A 14338-nucleotide genomic window follows, 5' to 3' on the forward strand; every position below is an offset into this window, starting at 1 on the left:
TGCCATTTCGGTCGTTGACGTGTAAAGGCGCGCAATCGAGAGGACACCGATGAGTAGTTCGTCCAAGCTTCGCGTAATCCAGTGGGCGACCGGGGGCGTCGGTAAAGCCGCCATCGCGTGCGTGCAGAATCATCCTCAACTCGAGTTGGTCGGCTGCTGGGTGCACAGCGCGAACAAGAACGGCGTCGACGTCGGCCGCATCATCGGGACGCCGGATCTCGGCGTCACCGCCACCACCAACATCGACGAGATCCTGGCGCTGGACGCCGATTGCGTCGTGTACAGCCCGCTGATACCCAACGACGACGAAGTGATCGCCATCCTGCGGTCCGGCAAGAACGTGGTCACACCGGTCGGCTGGGTCTACCCCGATCCGGCCAACAAGCGCCACCGGGCAGTCGCCGACGCCGCGACGGAAAGCGGTGTGACGTTGCATGGTTCGGGCATTCACCCCGGTGGCATCACCGAGCGATTCCCGCTCATGGTCTCCTCGCTGTCGTCGGCGGTCACGCATGTTCGTGCCGAGGAGTTCTCCGACATCCGCACCTACAACGCACCGGACGTGGTGCGTCACATCATGGGCTTTGGCGGCACTCCCGAGGAAGCGACCCAAGGGCCGATGGCCGGCCTGCTCGACGCCGGCTTCAAGCAGTCGGTGCGGATGATCGCCGATCACATGGGATTCCGCATCGATCCCAACATCAGGACCATCCAGGACGTCGCCGTGGCGACCTCCGACATCGACTACGACCCGTTCCCGATCACGGCCGGCACCGTGGCGGCACGCCGGTTCCGCTGGCAGGCGCTGGTCGATGGCGAGCCCGTCATCACCGCGGCGGTCAACTGGCTGATGGGCGAGGAAAACCTGGACCCCGCCTGGAATTTCGGCGAGCGGGGTGAACGCTTCGAGGTGGAGATCACCGGCGACCCCGACGTGAACCTCACCTTCAAGGGCCTGCAACCGGAGACGATCGCGGAAGGCCTGGTGAAGAATCCGGGTGTCGTGGTCACCGCCAACCACTGCGTCAACGCCATCCCAGACGTCTGCGCCGCCGAGCCGGGCATCAAGACCTACCTCGACTTACCGTTGTTCGCCGGCCGCCCGGCCCCGGGGCTCGCCGCGGACGGGACATGACCCAAAAGAGCGTGCTCGACGACGTGTCGTTCTGTCACCTTGTCGTCGGAGTCACGGACATGGAACGCGCGCTGGCGTTCTACCGCGACGTGCTGGGCATGGAGGTCGTCTTCGAAACCCTCATTTCCGGAGAGCCTTTCGACGCGGCATTGCACGCGACGCGCAAGCAGGAGGGACGGGTGGTCGGCGGTCTGCTGGGCGGGTTGATGATCGAGCTGTTGTCGATCGGGGCCAATCCACCGGGCCAGCGGCCGACGCGGCGCGGCATCACCGGCATCCACAACGTGTCGCTGTCGGTGACCGATCTCGACGACACCCACCGCCGCCTGAGCAACGCCGGCTATACCCCGGATCAAAATCCGTTCGAGATCGGTGGTGTGCGAATGTTCTTCGTCAAGGACCCAGACGGGACACCGGTGGAGTTCATCGAACTTCCCGACGGAGCGCGTAGCACGTACGAAATGCACCGCGGTGTGCAGCTGCAGATGGGACCGGCCAGATGAGCTACAGCCACCCTGAGTCGATGTGCGGACACGTCGCGATCGTTACCGGTGCCGCCCAAGGCGTCGGTAAGGGTGTCGCCACCGCGTTGCTCGAACGTGGTGCCGCCGTGCTGCTGGTCGACATTCAAGCCGAGGTCCTCGACAAAACCACCGCCGAGCTCAGGACGCTCGGGCGCGCGGAACAACTCGTCGCCGATCTGCGCGACCCGGACAGCGCACAACGGATCGTCGCCGCCGCGGTCGACGCCTTCGGCACGGTGCACGGCCTCGTCAACAACGCCATCGCCACCAACGAGCCCAAGGCATTCGTCGATATCACCACCGAAGACCTCGCCCTCGGCTACGACGTCGGCCCCCGGGCGACCTTCCTGTTGATGCAGGCCGTGCACCCGTTGATGGTCCAGGCCGGCGGTGGATCGATCGTCAATCTCGGGTCCGGGACGGGCACCGGCGGCGAGCCCAAGTGGGGCGGTTACGCCGCCGCCAAGGAAGGCATCCGCGGGCTGTCGAAGGTCGCCGCGTTGGAATGGGGGCGCGACAACATCCGCGTCAACGTCATTTGCCCCTTCGCCGAATCCGACGGCGTCAAGTTCTGGAAGTCCTTCGCGCCCAAGGAGTACGACAAGGCTGTGGGCCGTGTTCCAATGAAGCGCATCGGCGATGTCCGCACCGACGTGGGCGCGCTGGTGGCGTTCCTACTCGGCAGCGACGCGACCTTCATCACCGGACAGACCATTCACGTCGACGGCGGGATCGGCTGCTTCCGATGACCGGCGAGTCGCTCCGCGACCGGCAGCGCGCACAGATCCGCGCCGATCTGCGGCGTGCGGCGTTCCGCCTGTTCGTCGAGCGCGGGTACGACGCGGTGACCACCGAGGAAATCGCCACGGCCGCGGGCGTTTCCCCACGAACGTTCTTTCGGCACGTACCGGCGAAGGAAGAACTTCTCCTTGCACCCGTGCGGTACGGCGGGGCCGCGATCGTCAACCTGCTCGAAGGGCGACCCGCCGGCGAGTCTCCCGATGTCGCGCTCATCAACGCCATCATCACGCGGACTCGCTCGTTCGAACAGGCCGACACCGAGGAATGGCGCGAGGCCCTGCTGGTGGTCCCCGACCTGCTCGACAAGGTGACCGTGCACCGGCCCGCCGACAAGGAGCGCGCGACCAAGCTCATCGCCGAACGGATGGGCGTCGATCCGGATGCCGATATCCGCCCCGGCCTGCTGGTCCAACTCGCCTTCGCCGCTGCGGATTTCGCCTTTCAGCGATGGGTGCGGCAAGGCGGCAAGCCTCGGCCGCTGGATCGGTACGTCACCGACGCCCTAGATGCGGTCAAAAGCCCGCACTGGAAACGGCGGTGAGTGTTTCAGCGCGGCTGCACCGCTTCGGGATTGGCGATCCGGATGGGCGTCCCGTCCAGCCAGGCCACCACTGATTCCACCGTGTCCGAGTAGAAAGCACCCAGCATTTCGCGAGTGACGTACCCGAGGTGGGGCGACAGGGTCACAGTCGGAAGTTGCCGCAGCCGATGCTTTTTCGGCAGCGGCTCGGTGTCGTAGACGTCCAGCCCGGCCCCGGCGATGCGCCCGGCTTCCAGCGCGGCGATCAGCGCGGCGTCGTCGACGATCGGGCCCCTGGAGGTGTTGATCAGGTAGGTGTGTGGCTTCATCAGTGCCAGCTCGGCCGCGCCGACCAACCCGCGGGTGCGCTCCGACAGCACCAGATGCACCGAGACCACGTCCGAGGATTCGAACAGCGACGCTTTCTCCACCCGGCGTGCGCCCACGCTCGCGGCGGCTTCCTCTGTGAGATTCTGGCTCCACGCAACGACTTCCATGCCAAAGGCGTTGGCGTATTCGGCCATCCGTCTGCCCACCCTGCCCAGCCCGACAAGTCCGAGAGTCTTTCCGGACAGTGTCATACCCGCGCTGCTCTGCCACCCGCCACCACGCATGTTTCGATGCTCCTCGGCGAGATGGCGCACCGTTGCAATCATCAGTCCCCAGGCGAGTTCCGGTGTGGCGTCGCGCATGGACCTGAATCGGGGATGCGCGAAATCCGAATGCGCCACCAGGATTCCGTGTTCGCTGGCCGCGGCCGTGTCCAGGTTCGGCAGGCTTCTGCCGACGATGGTGATCAGCCTCAGGTCTGGCAACCGTTCGATCAAGGTTCGCGGGAACGCCATTCGCTCACGCATGGTGCACACCACATCGAATGGCCGCAGCGCGTCGGCCGCCTCGCCCTCGGCAAGGTGCCGGTCGAAAACGGTCACATCGGCCCGTTTTTGCACGGGCGACCAGTCAGCAACCTGAAGGGCCACCCCGGCGTAGTCATCGAGGATCGCTACCTTGGGCATACGGTCTCCCCATTCCAGTGCATGGCTCACTGGAACATTACGTCGCGGGCCCCGTCAAGACCGCGACGACGTTGCGCAGCGGCTGCGGCGAGGTGGCGACTTCGCCGAGGTATGGGTGCGCAAGTTCCAGGATGAGAAACAGGTCGGCGGCCACCAGCACACCTACCGTCGCGACCATGATGTAGTCCATCCGCGGTTGCTTGACACCGTAGATGACCGAGCACCCGACGACCATCCCGGCGGTGAGCAGGATGACCGTCCATATCGACCATGGTGGGCCGCTGTTGGTTTGGGTCTCGATGACCCGGGCGGTGCGCGCTTGGCTGGCCCGATCGAGATTCGCCAAAGACGTGGACAGAAACGCCTTTTGGATGTCGGTGTGCGGCTGGACCTGCTGGTATGCGAGATAGACGCGGTGCAGCGCGGTATCGGCCTCGGGTGACGCCGCGCGCCCGTCGGCGACGACCGGCCATTCGGCCAGCGCCGCGTGTTCGTATTCCAGCAACGCCTGGCGGATTCGATCGCTGTCGGGCTTGTCGAACACGGTGCTGTCGCGCGCCAGCTGCACCGCGGCCGCGCCTTCGGTCCGCACCTGCTCGTCTTCGGCGTTGATCTGGCTCCACAATCCGGATGCCATGAAACCGACAAAGAACGCATACACCAGGCAGATCACGCCGAACGCGAATCTGGTGGCGTCGTTGTGCGCGTCTGCGGCAAGTCCGGGGTAACGGCGCCGCACGATTATCTGGGCGAGGACCGCTCCGCCGGCAACAATGACAAGGAGACCCACTAGCACCAGCCACGCCGGCAGGTTGCTCACGATCCAACGGCCCAAAGTTCACACTCCTACCGAGGGAGCCGAAAAACTCTGGATCGACTGTACCGGCGGTCGACCAAATGTGAGCGGATCCTTGGACGTCGCCGGGGTCGGGTTCGTCGCTAACCGGGCGCAGACCGACCGCACTCAGGACGTAATCGCCGGCGGGTACGGCAGATCGGTGCTGCTGTGCGGGTCGACGTATACCGGCTGACCCAGATACGGGAACGCGCGTTGCGCGCAGGCGGGCCGGTCGCAGATCTTGCAGCCGGCGCCGATCGGCACGATCGATTCGGCGCTGGTCGGGTCGATGCCGACGGAGTAGATGAGCTTCCCGGCGTGGGCGACATCGCAACCCAGCCCGATCGCGAAGCTCTTGTCCGGACCGAGGTAGCGGCTCGGTTCCGTCGTGGTGGTCCTGGCGATCCAGAAGTACGTGCGCTCGTCGGGCATCTGCGCGACCTGCGTAAGAAACTGCCCGGGCCGGGAAAACGCGTGGTGCACCACCCATAGAGGACAGTTCCCGCCGACGCGGGAAAAATGAAATGCCGTGGCGGACTGGCGTTTAGAAATGTTTCCCGCGCTGTCGGTGCGAACGAAGATGAAGGGGACACCCCGGGCGTTAGGGCGCTGCAGGGTAGACAGCCGATGGCATATGGTTTCGAACCCCACCTCGAATCTCCTTGCCAGGTGGTCGATGTCGTAGCGGACGCTCTCGGCGGCATCGAGGAATCGAACGTAGGGCAACAGCAGGGCGCCGGCGAAATAGTTGGCCAGACCGATGCGGGCCACGCCGCGCGCGTCGTCGCTGAGCTGGTCGTCGCCGGCGATGATCCCGGTGATCAGGCCGGCCTGGGTGAGCAACGCGATCTGGGTGGCGAGCTGAAAGGCACGCTGGCCGGGATGCAGCCACCGGGCCACATACAAGGTTTTTGATTCGGGCGCAAACAGTCGTCTGGAGTTGGGGTTCAACGCCTGGCCATCGTCGATCACCACCGTGACGCCCAGCTTGTCGGCGAGTAGCTCCGCCAGCTGGCCGTCGAGACCGCCGATGCGTAAGCGGTTCTCGTTGAACAGGGCTTCGGCCGCGACGTCCAGCTCGCCGATGTAGTTCTTGCGGTCGTAGAAGAAGTCGCGCACCTCTTCGAAAGGCATGGGCCGCTGCGATAATGCCCACGCATCGACATTGGCGCGACTGTGCAGCGTTTCGAGGTCGGCGGTGGTGTCGTGCAGCCGCCGGTGCAGATTGACCAACGTCTGACCGATCGCCGGCATGCGGGCGACCAGCTCCTCGAGTTGTGCGGCCGTGACCGACGTATCGGCCAGCACCTCTCGCAGATCCGAAACCAGCCGGGCGTCGGATTCTGGCGCGAAGTAGTGCGTCGGCAGGTCGAACCGCTCCGTGAGGGTGAGCAGCACCGGAACGGTGATGGGGCGCTGATCGTTTTCCAGCTGGTTGACGTAGCTGGTCGACAACCCCAGGGCGCGCGCCAGCGCCACCTGGGTCAGCCCCTGCTCCTCGCGCAACCGCCGTAACCGTGCGCCGGCGAACGTCTTCGCCACCCGTCACACAGTACGCCTGCGCCTTTCACAAGGTTCGCAAACTTCTGCGGATATGGACACACAATTACGCTTATACAGGGCATTTACCTCTCATCCGGGTTTGCGTACTGTGCGGCTTATGCGGATTCATGACGTTCGAACGCGGCGCAGCGCCGAGGACTTCCCTCGTGCTGAGCACCTGGCATGGAAGATCGCCGAGGTCGCGGCCGACCCGGTCGCCGTACCCGCGGACACCGAGGCAATGGTGATCAACCGCATCATCGACAACGCCGCGGTCTCGGCCGCCTCCTTAACCCGCCGTCCGGTCGCCGCCGCCCGCGCCCAGGCGCAGGCGCACCCTAACTCCGTCGCGGGAGCCAAGGTTTTCGGTATCCAGGGCGACTACTCCCCGGAATGGGCGGCCTGGGCCAACGGCGTCGCCGTGCGCGAATTGGACTTCCACGACACCTTTTTGGCCGCCGAGTACTCCCACCCGGGCGACAACATCCCGGCCCTGGTGGCCATTGGCCAGCACCTCGGGATCAGTGGAGCCGATTTGATCCGGGGCATCGCGACCGGCTACGAGATCCAAATCGATCTCGCCAAGGGAATTTGCTTGCACGAGCACAAGATTGACCACGTCGCCCATCTTGGCCCGTCGGTGGCCGCCGGCCTGGGCGCCATGCTACGTCTGGACAAGGAGACCATCTACTCCGCGATCGGGCAGGCGCTGCACCTGACGACGTCCACCAGGCAGTCACGCAAGGGCCTGATCTCGAGCTGGAAGGCGTACGCGCCGGCGTGGGCCGGCAAGGTCGCCATCGAGGCCGTCGATCGCGCCATGCGCGGCGAGGGCGCGCCCGCCCCGATCTGGGAAGGCGAGGACGGAGTGATCGCCTGGCTGCTCTCGGGCCCGGAGCACACCTATCACGTCCCGCTGCCCGAGGCGGGCGAGCCCAAGCGGGCCATCCTGGACAGCTACACCAAGGAGCACTCGGCCGAATACCAGAGTCAGGCGCTGATCGACCTGGCCCGCCGGATGCGCGAGAGCATCGGCGATCTGGACCAGATCGCGACGATCGAGCTGCACACCAGCCACCACACCCACTACGTGATCGGCACCGGGGCCAACGACCCGCAGAAATTCGACCCGGATGCCTCGCGCGAAACACTGGACCATTCGGTCATGTACATCTTCGCGGTCGCGCTGCAGGACGGAACCTGGCATCACGAACGGTCTTACGCGCCGGAGCGGGCGCACCGGCCCGACACCATCGAGCTGTGGCGCAAGGTCTCGACGGTCGAAGATCCCGAATGGACCCGGCGCTACCACTCCCCGGACCCCGGCGAGAAGGCGTTCGGCGCCCGCGCCGAAGTCACTCTCAAAAGCGGTGAGGTCATCGTGGAAGAGATCGCTGTCGCCGACGCACATCCGTTGGGGGCCAGCCCATTTGACCGCGAGCAGTACATCGGAAAGTTCACCGGACTGGCCGAGGAGGTCGTCACCGATACCGAACGGCAGCGCTTCCTGTCGGCGGCCCAGTCCCTTGCGGACCTGCGGGCCGGCGCGCTGGGTGCGCTCAACATCGTGATCGGTCCGGCAGTGCTGGCTCACGCGCCCACGATTCCCCCGGGGATCTTCTGATGAGTGCACTGATCGGCGGCGCCGTGGCCGCGGCGACCAAGCGTGCTCAATTCCGCGCCGGGCTGGAAACTGGTCGTCTGCAACGGTTTCCGGGCGCCTTCTCACCCCTGGTCGCCAGGCTGATCGCCGAGCTCGAATTCGACGGGATATATGTGTCCGGGGCGGTGCTGTCGGCCGACCTCGGTCTGCCCGACATCGGCCTGACCACCCTGACCGAAGTCAGCGGCCGCGGAGCGCAGATCGCTTCCGTCACCGACCTGCCCACCCTGATCGACGCCGACACAGGATTCGGTGAGCCGATGAACGCCGCGCGCACCGTGACCGTGCTCGAGGACGCCGGCCTGGCCGGCTGCCACCTGGAGGACCAGGAAAACCCCAAGCGGTGCGGGCATCTCGACGGCAAGGCCGTGGTGCCGGCCACCGAGATGATCCAACGCCTGCGGGCCGCCGTCGCCGCCCGCAGGGACCCGAACTTCATCATCTGCGCCCGCACCGATGCCGCCGCGGTCGAGGGCGTGCCCGCGGCGATCGAGCGCGCCAAGGCCTACGCCGACGCGGGCGCCGACCTGATTTTCACCGAAGCCCTGCACACTCCGTCCGAATTCGAGCGGTTCCGGGCCGCAGTGGACACGCCGTTGCTGGCCAACATGACCGAGTTCGGCAAGTCGGAGCTCCTGACCGTGCGGCAGCTGTCCGACATCGGCTACAACGTGGTGATCTACCCGGTGACCGCGTTGCGGTTGGCCATGCATGCGGTCGAGGTCGGCCTTCGTGAAATCGCAGACAACGGAACACAATCCGGTCTTTTAGACCGCATGCAACACCGTAGCCGGCTCTACGAGCTGCTGCGGTACGCCGACTACAACCAATTCGATTCCGACATAAGCTTCGCCGTCCGAGGAGTCGCGAAATGAGCACCGTCGAGGACAATCAATCCCGCATCTACAAGGGCCTGGCCGGTGTCATCGTCGACACCACCGCCATCTCCAAGGTGGTGCCGGAGACCAACTCCCTGACCTACCGCGGATACCCGGTCCAGGAGCTGGCGGCGAAGTGCAGCTTCGAACAGGTCGCCTACTTGCTCTGGCATGGCGACCTTCCCGACGAACAACAGCTCGCGCTGTTCACCCAGCGGGAACGGGCGGCCCGCCGGCTGAACCGATCCCAGCTGTCGCTGTTGTCCAAGCTGCCCGAGACCTGCCACCCGATGGACGTGGTGCGCACCTTCATCAGCTCCATGGGTGCCGAGGACCCGGAGGAGGACGACAGCAGCCCAGCGGCGAATTACGCCAAGGCGCTGCGGATGTTCGCGGTGCTGCCCACCATCGTCGCCGCCGACATGCGCCGACGGCGCGGCCTGGACCCCATCGCCCCGCACAGCCACATGAACTACGCGCAGAATTTCCTGCACATGTGCTTCGGCGACGTCCCCGAGCAGGTGGTCGTAGACGCCTTCGAACAGTCGATGGTCCTCTATGCCGAGCACAGCTTCAACGCCTCGACCTTCGCCGCGCGGGTGGTCACCTCCACCGGATCCGACATGTACAGCGCGGTCACGGCCGCCATCGGTGCGCTCAAGGGTCCGCTGCACGGCGGTGCCAACGAGGCCGTCATGCACGACATGATCGAGATCGGCAGCGCGGACAAGGCGGCGGAATGGTTGCAAGGCAAGATCACTCGCAAAGAGAAGATCATGGGCTTCGGCCACCGGGTCTACAAGAACGGCGACTCCCGAGTGCCGACCATGAAGGAAGCGCTCAAGCGCGTCGCGGCCGCCCGTAACGGTCAGAAGTGGCTCGACATCTACGGAGTCTTGGAGAAGGGGATGGCCGAGGCCAACGGAATCAAGCCGAATCTGGACTTTCCGACCGGGCCGGCCTACCACCTGATGGGCTTCGACATCGGAATGTTCACACCGATATTCGTGATGAGCCGGATCACCGGGTGGACGGCCCACATCATCGAACAGACCGCGTCCAATGCGTTGATCCGCCCGCTGAGCGAATATGTGGGGCCTCCGCAACGCACGCTATCGTAAAGCGATGTTCGGGAAAGTACTGGTCGCCAACCGCGGCGAGATCGCGATCCGGGCGTTCCGCGCCGCCTACGAGCTGGAACTCGCCACCGTCGCGGTCTACCCGTACGAGGACCGCAACTCCGTGCATCGGTTGAAGGCCGACGAGTCCTACCAGATCGGCGAGGAAGGTCACCCGGTCCGCGCGTACCTGTCGGTCGACGACATCGTCGCGACGGCACGGGCTTGCGGAGCGGACGCAATTTACCCCGGCTACGGGTTCCTGTCGGAGAATCCGGACCTGGCGGCGGCGTGCGCCGCGGCGGGCATCACCTTCGTCGGCCCGAGCGCGGAGGTGCTCGAGCTCACGGGCAACAAGTCGCGGGCCGTCGCCGCGGCGCGGGCAGCGGGTCTTCCGGTGCTGGCCTCTTCGGCACCCTCGACCTCGGCGGACGAACTGCTGGCGGCCGCCGAATCGATGACTTTCCCGCTGTTCGTCAAGGCGGTCGCCGGTGGCGGTGGACGCGGGATGCGCCGGGTGGCCGACGCCGCCTCGCTGGCCGAGGCGATCGAGGCGGCCAGCCGCGAGGCCGAATCCGCATTCGGGGATGCGTCGGTATTTCTCGAGCAGGCGGTGATCAATCCACGGCACATCGAGGTCCAGATCCTGGCCGACACCCGGGGCAACGTGATGCACCTCTACGAGCGGGACTGCAGTGTACAGCGCCGGCATCAGAAGGTGGTCGAGATCGCACCGGCGCCCAACCTGGATCCTGAACTGCGCCAGCGGATCTGCGCGGATGCGGTTGCTTTCGCGCGGAGCATCGGCTATACGTGTGCGGGCACGGTCGAATTCCTGCTCGATGAGCGCGGCAACCACGTGTTCATCGAGATGAACCCCCGCATCCAGGTGGAGCACACGGTCACCGAGGAGATCACCGACGTCGACCTGGTATCGGCGCAACTGCGGATCGCCGGCGGGCAGAGCTTGGACGACATTGGCTTAAGCCAGGATTCGATCGTCCCGCACGGCGCGGCGTTGCAGTGCCGGATCACCACCGAGGATCCGGCGAACGGCTTCCGCCCGGACACCGGCCGGATCACCGCCTACCGCACCCCGGGTGGCGCGGGAATCCGGCTGGACGGCGGCACGACGCTGGGCGCCGACATCAGCGCGCACTTCGACTCGATGCTGATCAAGCTGACCTGCCGGGGCCGCGATTTCGCCACGGCGGTGCGCCGCGCGCGACGCGCGGTCGCGGAATTCCGGATCCGTGGTGTCTCGACGAATATCCCGTTCCTGCAAGCGGTTCTGGATGACCCAGACTTTCAAGCCGGCCGTGTCACGACGTCGTTCATCGAGGAACGCCCCCAGCTGCTCACCGCGCGCAGCTCCGCCGACCGCGGCACCAAGATCCTCAACTACCTGGCCGACGTCACCGTCAACAAGCCGCATGGTGAGCGTCCGTCGGCGGTGTACCCACACGACAAGCTGCCCGACATCGACCTGTCGACCGCCCCGCCGGCGGGCTCCAAACAGCGTCTGACCGAGCTCGGTCCGGAGCGCTTTGCGGCCTGGCTGCGCGAGTCGCGCGGCGTCGCCGTCACCGACACCACGTTCCGCGACGCACACCAGTCCCTGCTGGCCACGCGGGTCCGCACCAGCGGCCTGATCAAGGTGGCGCCCTACATCGCCCGCACCACACCGCAGCTGCTGTCGATCGAATGCTGGGGCGGGGCGACTTACGATGTGGCGCTGCGGTTCCTGAAGGAAGACCCGTGGGAGCGGCTGGCAACGCTGCGCGAGGCGCTGCCCAACATCTGTTTGCAGATGCTGCTGCGCGGACGCAACACCGTGGGCTACACCCCGTATCCGGCGACGGTGACGACGGCGTTCGTCGAGGAAGCCACGGCGACGGGCATCGACATCTTCCGAATCTTCGATGCGTTGAACAACGTCGACTCGATGCGACCGGCTATCGAGGCCGTGCGGGACACCGGGGCGGCGGTGGCCGAGGTGGCAATGTCCTACACCGGTGATCTCAGCGATCCGGCCGAAAAGCTGTACACGCTCGACTATTACCTGAAGCTGGCCGAACAGATCGTCGAAGCTGGCGCACACGTGCTGGCGATCAAGGACATGGCCGGCCTGCTGCGCGCACCCGCGGCCGCGACCCTGGTCTCGGCGCTCAAGTCCCGGTTCGACCTGCCGGTCCACGTGCATACCCACGACACCCCGGGCGGGCAACTCGCCAGCTATGTGGCGGCCTGGCACGCCGGAGCCGACGCCGTCGACGGCGCCGCGGCTCCCCTCGCGGGGACCACCAGCCAACCGGCGCTGTCGTCGATCGTGGCCGCGGCGGCCAACACGACCTACGACACCGGGTTGTCGCTGCCGGCGGTATGCGACCTCGAGCCGTATTGGGAGGCGCTCCGAAAAGTGTACGCGCCCTTCGAGTCCGGGCTCCCCGCCCCGACCGGACGCGTCTATCACCACGAGATCCCGGGCGGCCAGCTGTCGAACCTGCGCCAGCAGGCCATCGCGCTGGGACTCGGCGACCGATTCGAGGACATCGAAAATGCCTACGCCGGGGCAGACGCCATCCTGGGGCACCTCGTCAAGGTGACGCCGTCCAGCAAGGTGGTCGGCGATCTGGCGCTGGCGCTGGTGGGCGCGGGCGTCAGCGCGCAAGAATTCGCCGACGACCCCGCCCGTTACGACATCCCGGACTCGGTCATCGGCTTCCTGCGCGGCGAACTCGGCGACCCGCCGGGCGGCTGGCCTGAACCGTTGCGCACCAAGGCATTAGAGGGGCGCGGTCCGGCGAAGCCGGAGCAAGCGCTGTCCGCCGAGGACGAAAAGACGCTGGGCATACCGGGCGCCGACCGCCAGGCGGCGCTGAACCGGCTGCTGTTCCCCGGGCCCACCAAAGAACTCGAGGAACACCGTGAGACGTACGGCGACACGTCTGGGCTGAGCGCCAATCAGTTCTTCTACGGGCTGCGTCAAGGGGACGAACATCGCGTCGAGCTCGAACGTGGTGTGGAGCTGCTGATCGGGCTGGAGGCCATCTCCGATGCCGACGAACGCGGCATGCGCACCGTGATGTGCATCCTCAACGGACAGCTGCGGCCCGTCGTGGTGCGAGACCGCAGCATCGCCTCGGATGTGCCCGCCGCCGAGAAGGCCGATCGCGCCAACCCGGATCACGTCGCCGCTCCCTTCGCCGGCGTCGTGACGGTGACCGCCGACGTGGGTGAGGAAGTCGAAGCCGGCCAGACCATCGCGACGATCGAAGCGATGAAGATGGAGGCCGCCGTCACCACCCCGAAGACCGGCAAGGTCGCGCGAATCGCGGTCTCACAGACCGCGCAGGTGGAGGGCGGCGACCTCCTGGTGGTGATCGACTAGCGGCTGCTCTTGATCAGGGCGGCGCGTGCGAGCGTCTGTTCCGCCTGCTTCACGTGGGCCGCGTCCACCAGGACGCCATTCACCCCGACGGCGCCGCGACCCTTGGCCTCGGCCTCCCGATACGCGGCGACATTGGCTTCGGCCCGGGCGATCTCGTCGGCGGTCGGGGCATAGACCTCGTTGGCGACGGGCACCTGGTCGGGGTGGATGGCCCACTTGCCGGTGTAGCCCAGTAGCGACGCCCGCCGCGCGTCGCGCTCGTACCCCGACAGGTCGCGGTAGTCGGGATACGGCGCGTCGATCGCGTCGATGCCGGCGATGCGAGCGGCCACGATCACCTTATTGCGCGCGTAAGCCCAGAATTCGCCCGGATATTCGCCGAGCGGGACGAAGTTGGTGTCCACCCGGGCGCCCTGGGACAGCGAGAAGTCGCCCACCCCGAAGATCAGAGCGTCCAGGCGCGGGCTCGCCGCCGCGATCTCTTCGGCGTTGGCCAGGCCCTCCACCTCTTCGATGAGGACCTCGAGCCGAATCGGTTTGCCCAGGCCGAGTTTTGCCTCCAGCTGGGTGAGCAGCACGTCAACCCACCAGACGTCGCGCGCCCGGCGGGCTTTCGGAATGATGATCGTGTCGAGGTTCCGGCCGGCCTTGCTCACCACGTCGACGACGTCGTCGTGACACCACTGGGTGTCCAGGCCGTTGATTCGGATCGCGCGCGCGGTGCGACCCCAGTCGATGTCGTTGAGCGCGGCGATCGCCTTGCCTCGCGACTCTTCCTTGTATGCCGGTGGCACCGCATCCTCGAGATCGAGGAACACCAGATCGGCGCCGCACCGGGCACCCTTCTCGAACATGTTGTCATTGCTCGCGGGGACCGCGAGTTCGGAACGACGAAGCAGATCGGTCATGGAT

General features: G+C 66.2%; 12 protein-coding genes. 8 read left to right on the top strand and 4 right to left on the bottom strand.

Annotation, left to right across the window (positions count from 1 at the left end):
- The first annotated feature begins 49 nt into the window (after positions 1 to 49).
- Genes A5688_RS19015 through A5688_RS19030 form a run of 4 tightly spaced genes read left to right on the top strand, consistent with a single transcriptional unit; the run spans position 50 to position 3001 of the window.
- A complete protein-coding gene (locus tag A5688_RS19015; protein WP_067834353.1) occupies positions 50 to 1135 on the top strand; it encodes an NAD(P)H-dependent amine dehydrogenase family protein in 1086 nt (361 codons plus the stop codon).
- Positions 1132 to 1638, top strand: coding sequence for a VOC family protein (locus A5688_RS19020; RefSeq protein ID WP_067910296.1), 507 nt, complete (start codon positions 1132 to 1134; stop codon positions 1636 to 1638). Before A5688_RS19015 ends, A5688_RS19020 begins: the two co-directional genes overlap by 4 nt.
- On the top strand, positions 1635 to 2408 hold the full coding sequence (locus A5688_RS19025) for an SDR family NAD(P)-dependent oxidoreductase (protein WP_067910292.1): 774 nt from the start codon (positions 1635 to 1637) through the stop codon (positions 2406 to 2408). The genes A5688_RS19020 and A5688_RS19025 overlap by 4 nt, the downstream gene beginning before the upstream one ends.
- A complete protein-coding gene (locus A5688_RS19030; RefSeq protein WP_067910289.1) occupies positions 2405 to 3001 on the top strand; it encodes a TetR/AcrR family transcriptional regulator in 597 nt (198 codons plus the stop codon). Before A5688_RS19025 ends, A5688_RS19030 begins: the two co-directional genes overlap by 4 nt.
- 5 nt (positions 3002 to 3006) lie before the next feature.
- Here A5688_RS19030 and A5688_RS19035 read toward each other — a convergent pair whose 3' ends face one another.
- The 3 genes from A5688_RS19035 to A5688_RS19045 form a co-directional block, all read right to left on the bottom strand.
- A complete protein-coding gene (locus A5688_RS19035) occupies positions 3007 to 3996 on the bottom strand; it encodes a D-2-hydroxyacid dehydrogenase family protein (protein ID WP_068268247.1) in 990 nt (329 codons plus the stop codon).
- Between the two features lie 37 nt (positions 3997 to 4033).
- Entirely contained in the window at positions 4034 to 4816 is a 783-nt protein-coding gene (locus tag A5688_RS19040) for a DUF4239 domain-containing protein (protein ID WP_067910349.1), read from the bottom strand.
- Positions 4817 to 4960: 144 nt separating this feature from the next.
- Positions 4961 to 6376, bottom strand: a complete 1416-nt coding sequence (locus A5688_RS19045; protein ID WP_067910283.1) for a short-chain fatty acyl-CoA regulator family protein — start codon at positions 6374 to 6376, stop codon at positions 4961 to 4963.
- Positions 6377 to 6494: 118 nt separating this feature from the next.
- On the opposite strand from A5688_RS19045, the gene prpD reads away from it, so the two are divergent.
- Genes prpD through A5688_RS19065 form a run of 4 tightly spaced genes read left to right on the top strand, consistent with a single transcriptional unit; the run spans position 6495 to position 13426 of the window.
- On the top strand, positions 6495 to 8000 hold the full coding sequence (prpD, locus tag A5688_RS19050; RefSeq protein ID WP_067910280.1) for a 2-methylcitrate dehydratase PrpD: 1506 nt from the start codon (positions 6495 to 6497) through the stop codon (positions 7998 to 8000).
- On the top strand, positions 8000 to 8914 hold the full coding sequence (gene prpB, locus A5688_RS19055) for a methylisocitrate lyase (RefSeq protein WP_067910277.1): 915 nt from the start codon (positions 8000 to 8002) through the stop codon (positions 8912 to 8914). The genes prpD and prpB overlap by 1 nt, the downstream gene beginning before the upstream one ends.
- Positions 8911 to 10038: a bifunctional 2-methylcitrate synthase/citrate synthase gene (locus A5688_RS19060; protein ID WP_067910274.1), complete on the top strand. Its 1128-nt coding sequence runs from the start codon at positions 8911 to 8913 to the stop codon at positions 10036 to 10038. Before prpB ends, A5688_RS19060 begins: the two co-directional genes overlap by 4 nt.
- 4 nt (positions 10039 to 10042) lie before the next feature.
- Complete coding sequence (locus A5688_RS19065) at positions 10043 to 13426, top strand: pyruvate carboxylase (protein ID WP_067910273.1); 3384 nt, start codon at positions 10043 to 10045, stop codon at positions 13424 to 13426.
- On the opposite strand, the gene A5688_RS19070 is transcribed toward A5688_RS19065, so the two are convergent.
- Positions 13423 to 14334, bottom strand: a complete 912-nt coding sequence (locus A5688_RS19070; protein ID WP_067834374.1) for an HpcH/HpaI aldolase/citrate lyase family protein — start codon at positions 14332 to 14334, stop codon at positions 13423 to 13425. The two genes, A5688_RS19065 and A5688_RS19070, sit on opposite strands and share 4 nt — an antisense overlap.
- Positions 14335 to 14338 lie beyond the last annotated feature (4 nt).

Source organism: Mycobacterium mantenii (genome assembly GCF_001667865.1).
Taxonomy (GTDB): domain Bacteria; phylum Actinomycetota; class Actinomycetes; order Mycobacteriales; family Mycobacteriaceae; genus Mycobacterium; species Mycobacterium mantenii_A.

What these genes read in the sequence shown, in the direction of transcription:
- A5688_RS19015 (WP_067834353.1), top strand. Translation starts at nt 50, where the DNA reads ATGAGTAGTTCGTCCAAGCTTCGCGTAATCCAGTGGGCGACCGGGGGC.
- A5688_RS19020 (WP_067910296.1), top strand. Translation starts at nt 1,132, where the DNA reads ATGACCCAAAAGAGCGTGCTCGACGACGTGTCGTTCTGTCACCTTGTC.
- A5688_RS19025 (WP_067910292.1), top strand. Translation starts at nt 1,635, where the DNA reads ATGAGCTACAGCCACCCTGAGTCGATGTGCGGACACGTCGCGATCGTT.
- A5688_RS19030 (WP_067910289.1), top strand. Translation starts at nt 2,405, where the DNA reads ATGACCGGCGAGTCGCTCCGCGACCGGCAGCGCGCACAGATCCGCGCC.
- A5688_RS19035 (WP_068268247.1), bottom strand. Translation starts at nt 3,996, where the DNA reads ATGCCCAAGGTAGCGATCCTCGATGACTACGCCGGGGTGGCCCTTCAG.
- prpD (WP_067910280.1), top strand. Translation starts at nt 6,495, where the DNA reads ATGCGGATTCATGACGTTCGAACGCGGCGCAGCGCCGAGGACTTCCCT.
- prpB (WP_067910277.1), top strand. Translation starts at nt 8,000, where the DNA reads ATGAGTGCACTGATCGGCGGCGCCGTGGCCGCGGCGACCAAGCGTGCT.
- A5688_RS19060 (WP_067910274.1), top strand. Translation starts at nt 8,911, where the DNA reads ATGAGCACCGTCGAGGACAATCAATCCCGCATCTACAAGGGCCTGGCC.
- A5688_RS19065 (WP_067910273.1), top strand. Translation starts at nt 10,043, where the DNA reads ATGTTCGGGAAAGTACTGGTCGCCAACCGCGGCGAGATCGCGATCCGG.
- A5688_RS19070 (WP_067834374.1), bottom strand. Translation starts at nt 14,334, where the DNA reads ATGACCGATCTGCTTCGTCGTTCCGAACTCGCGGTCCCCGCGAGCAAT.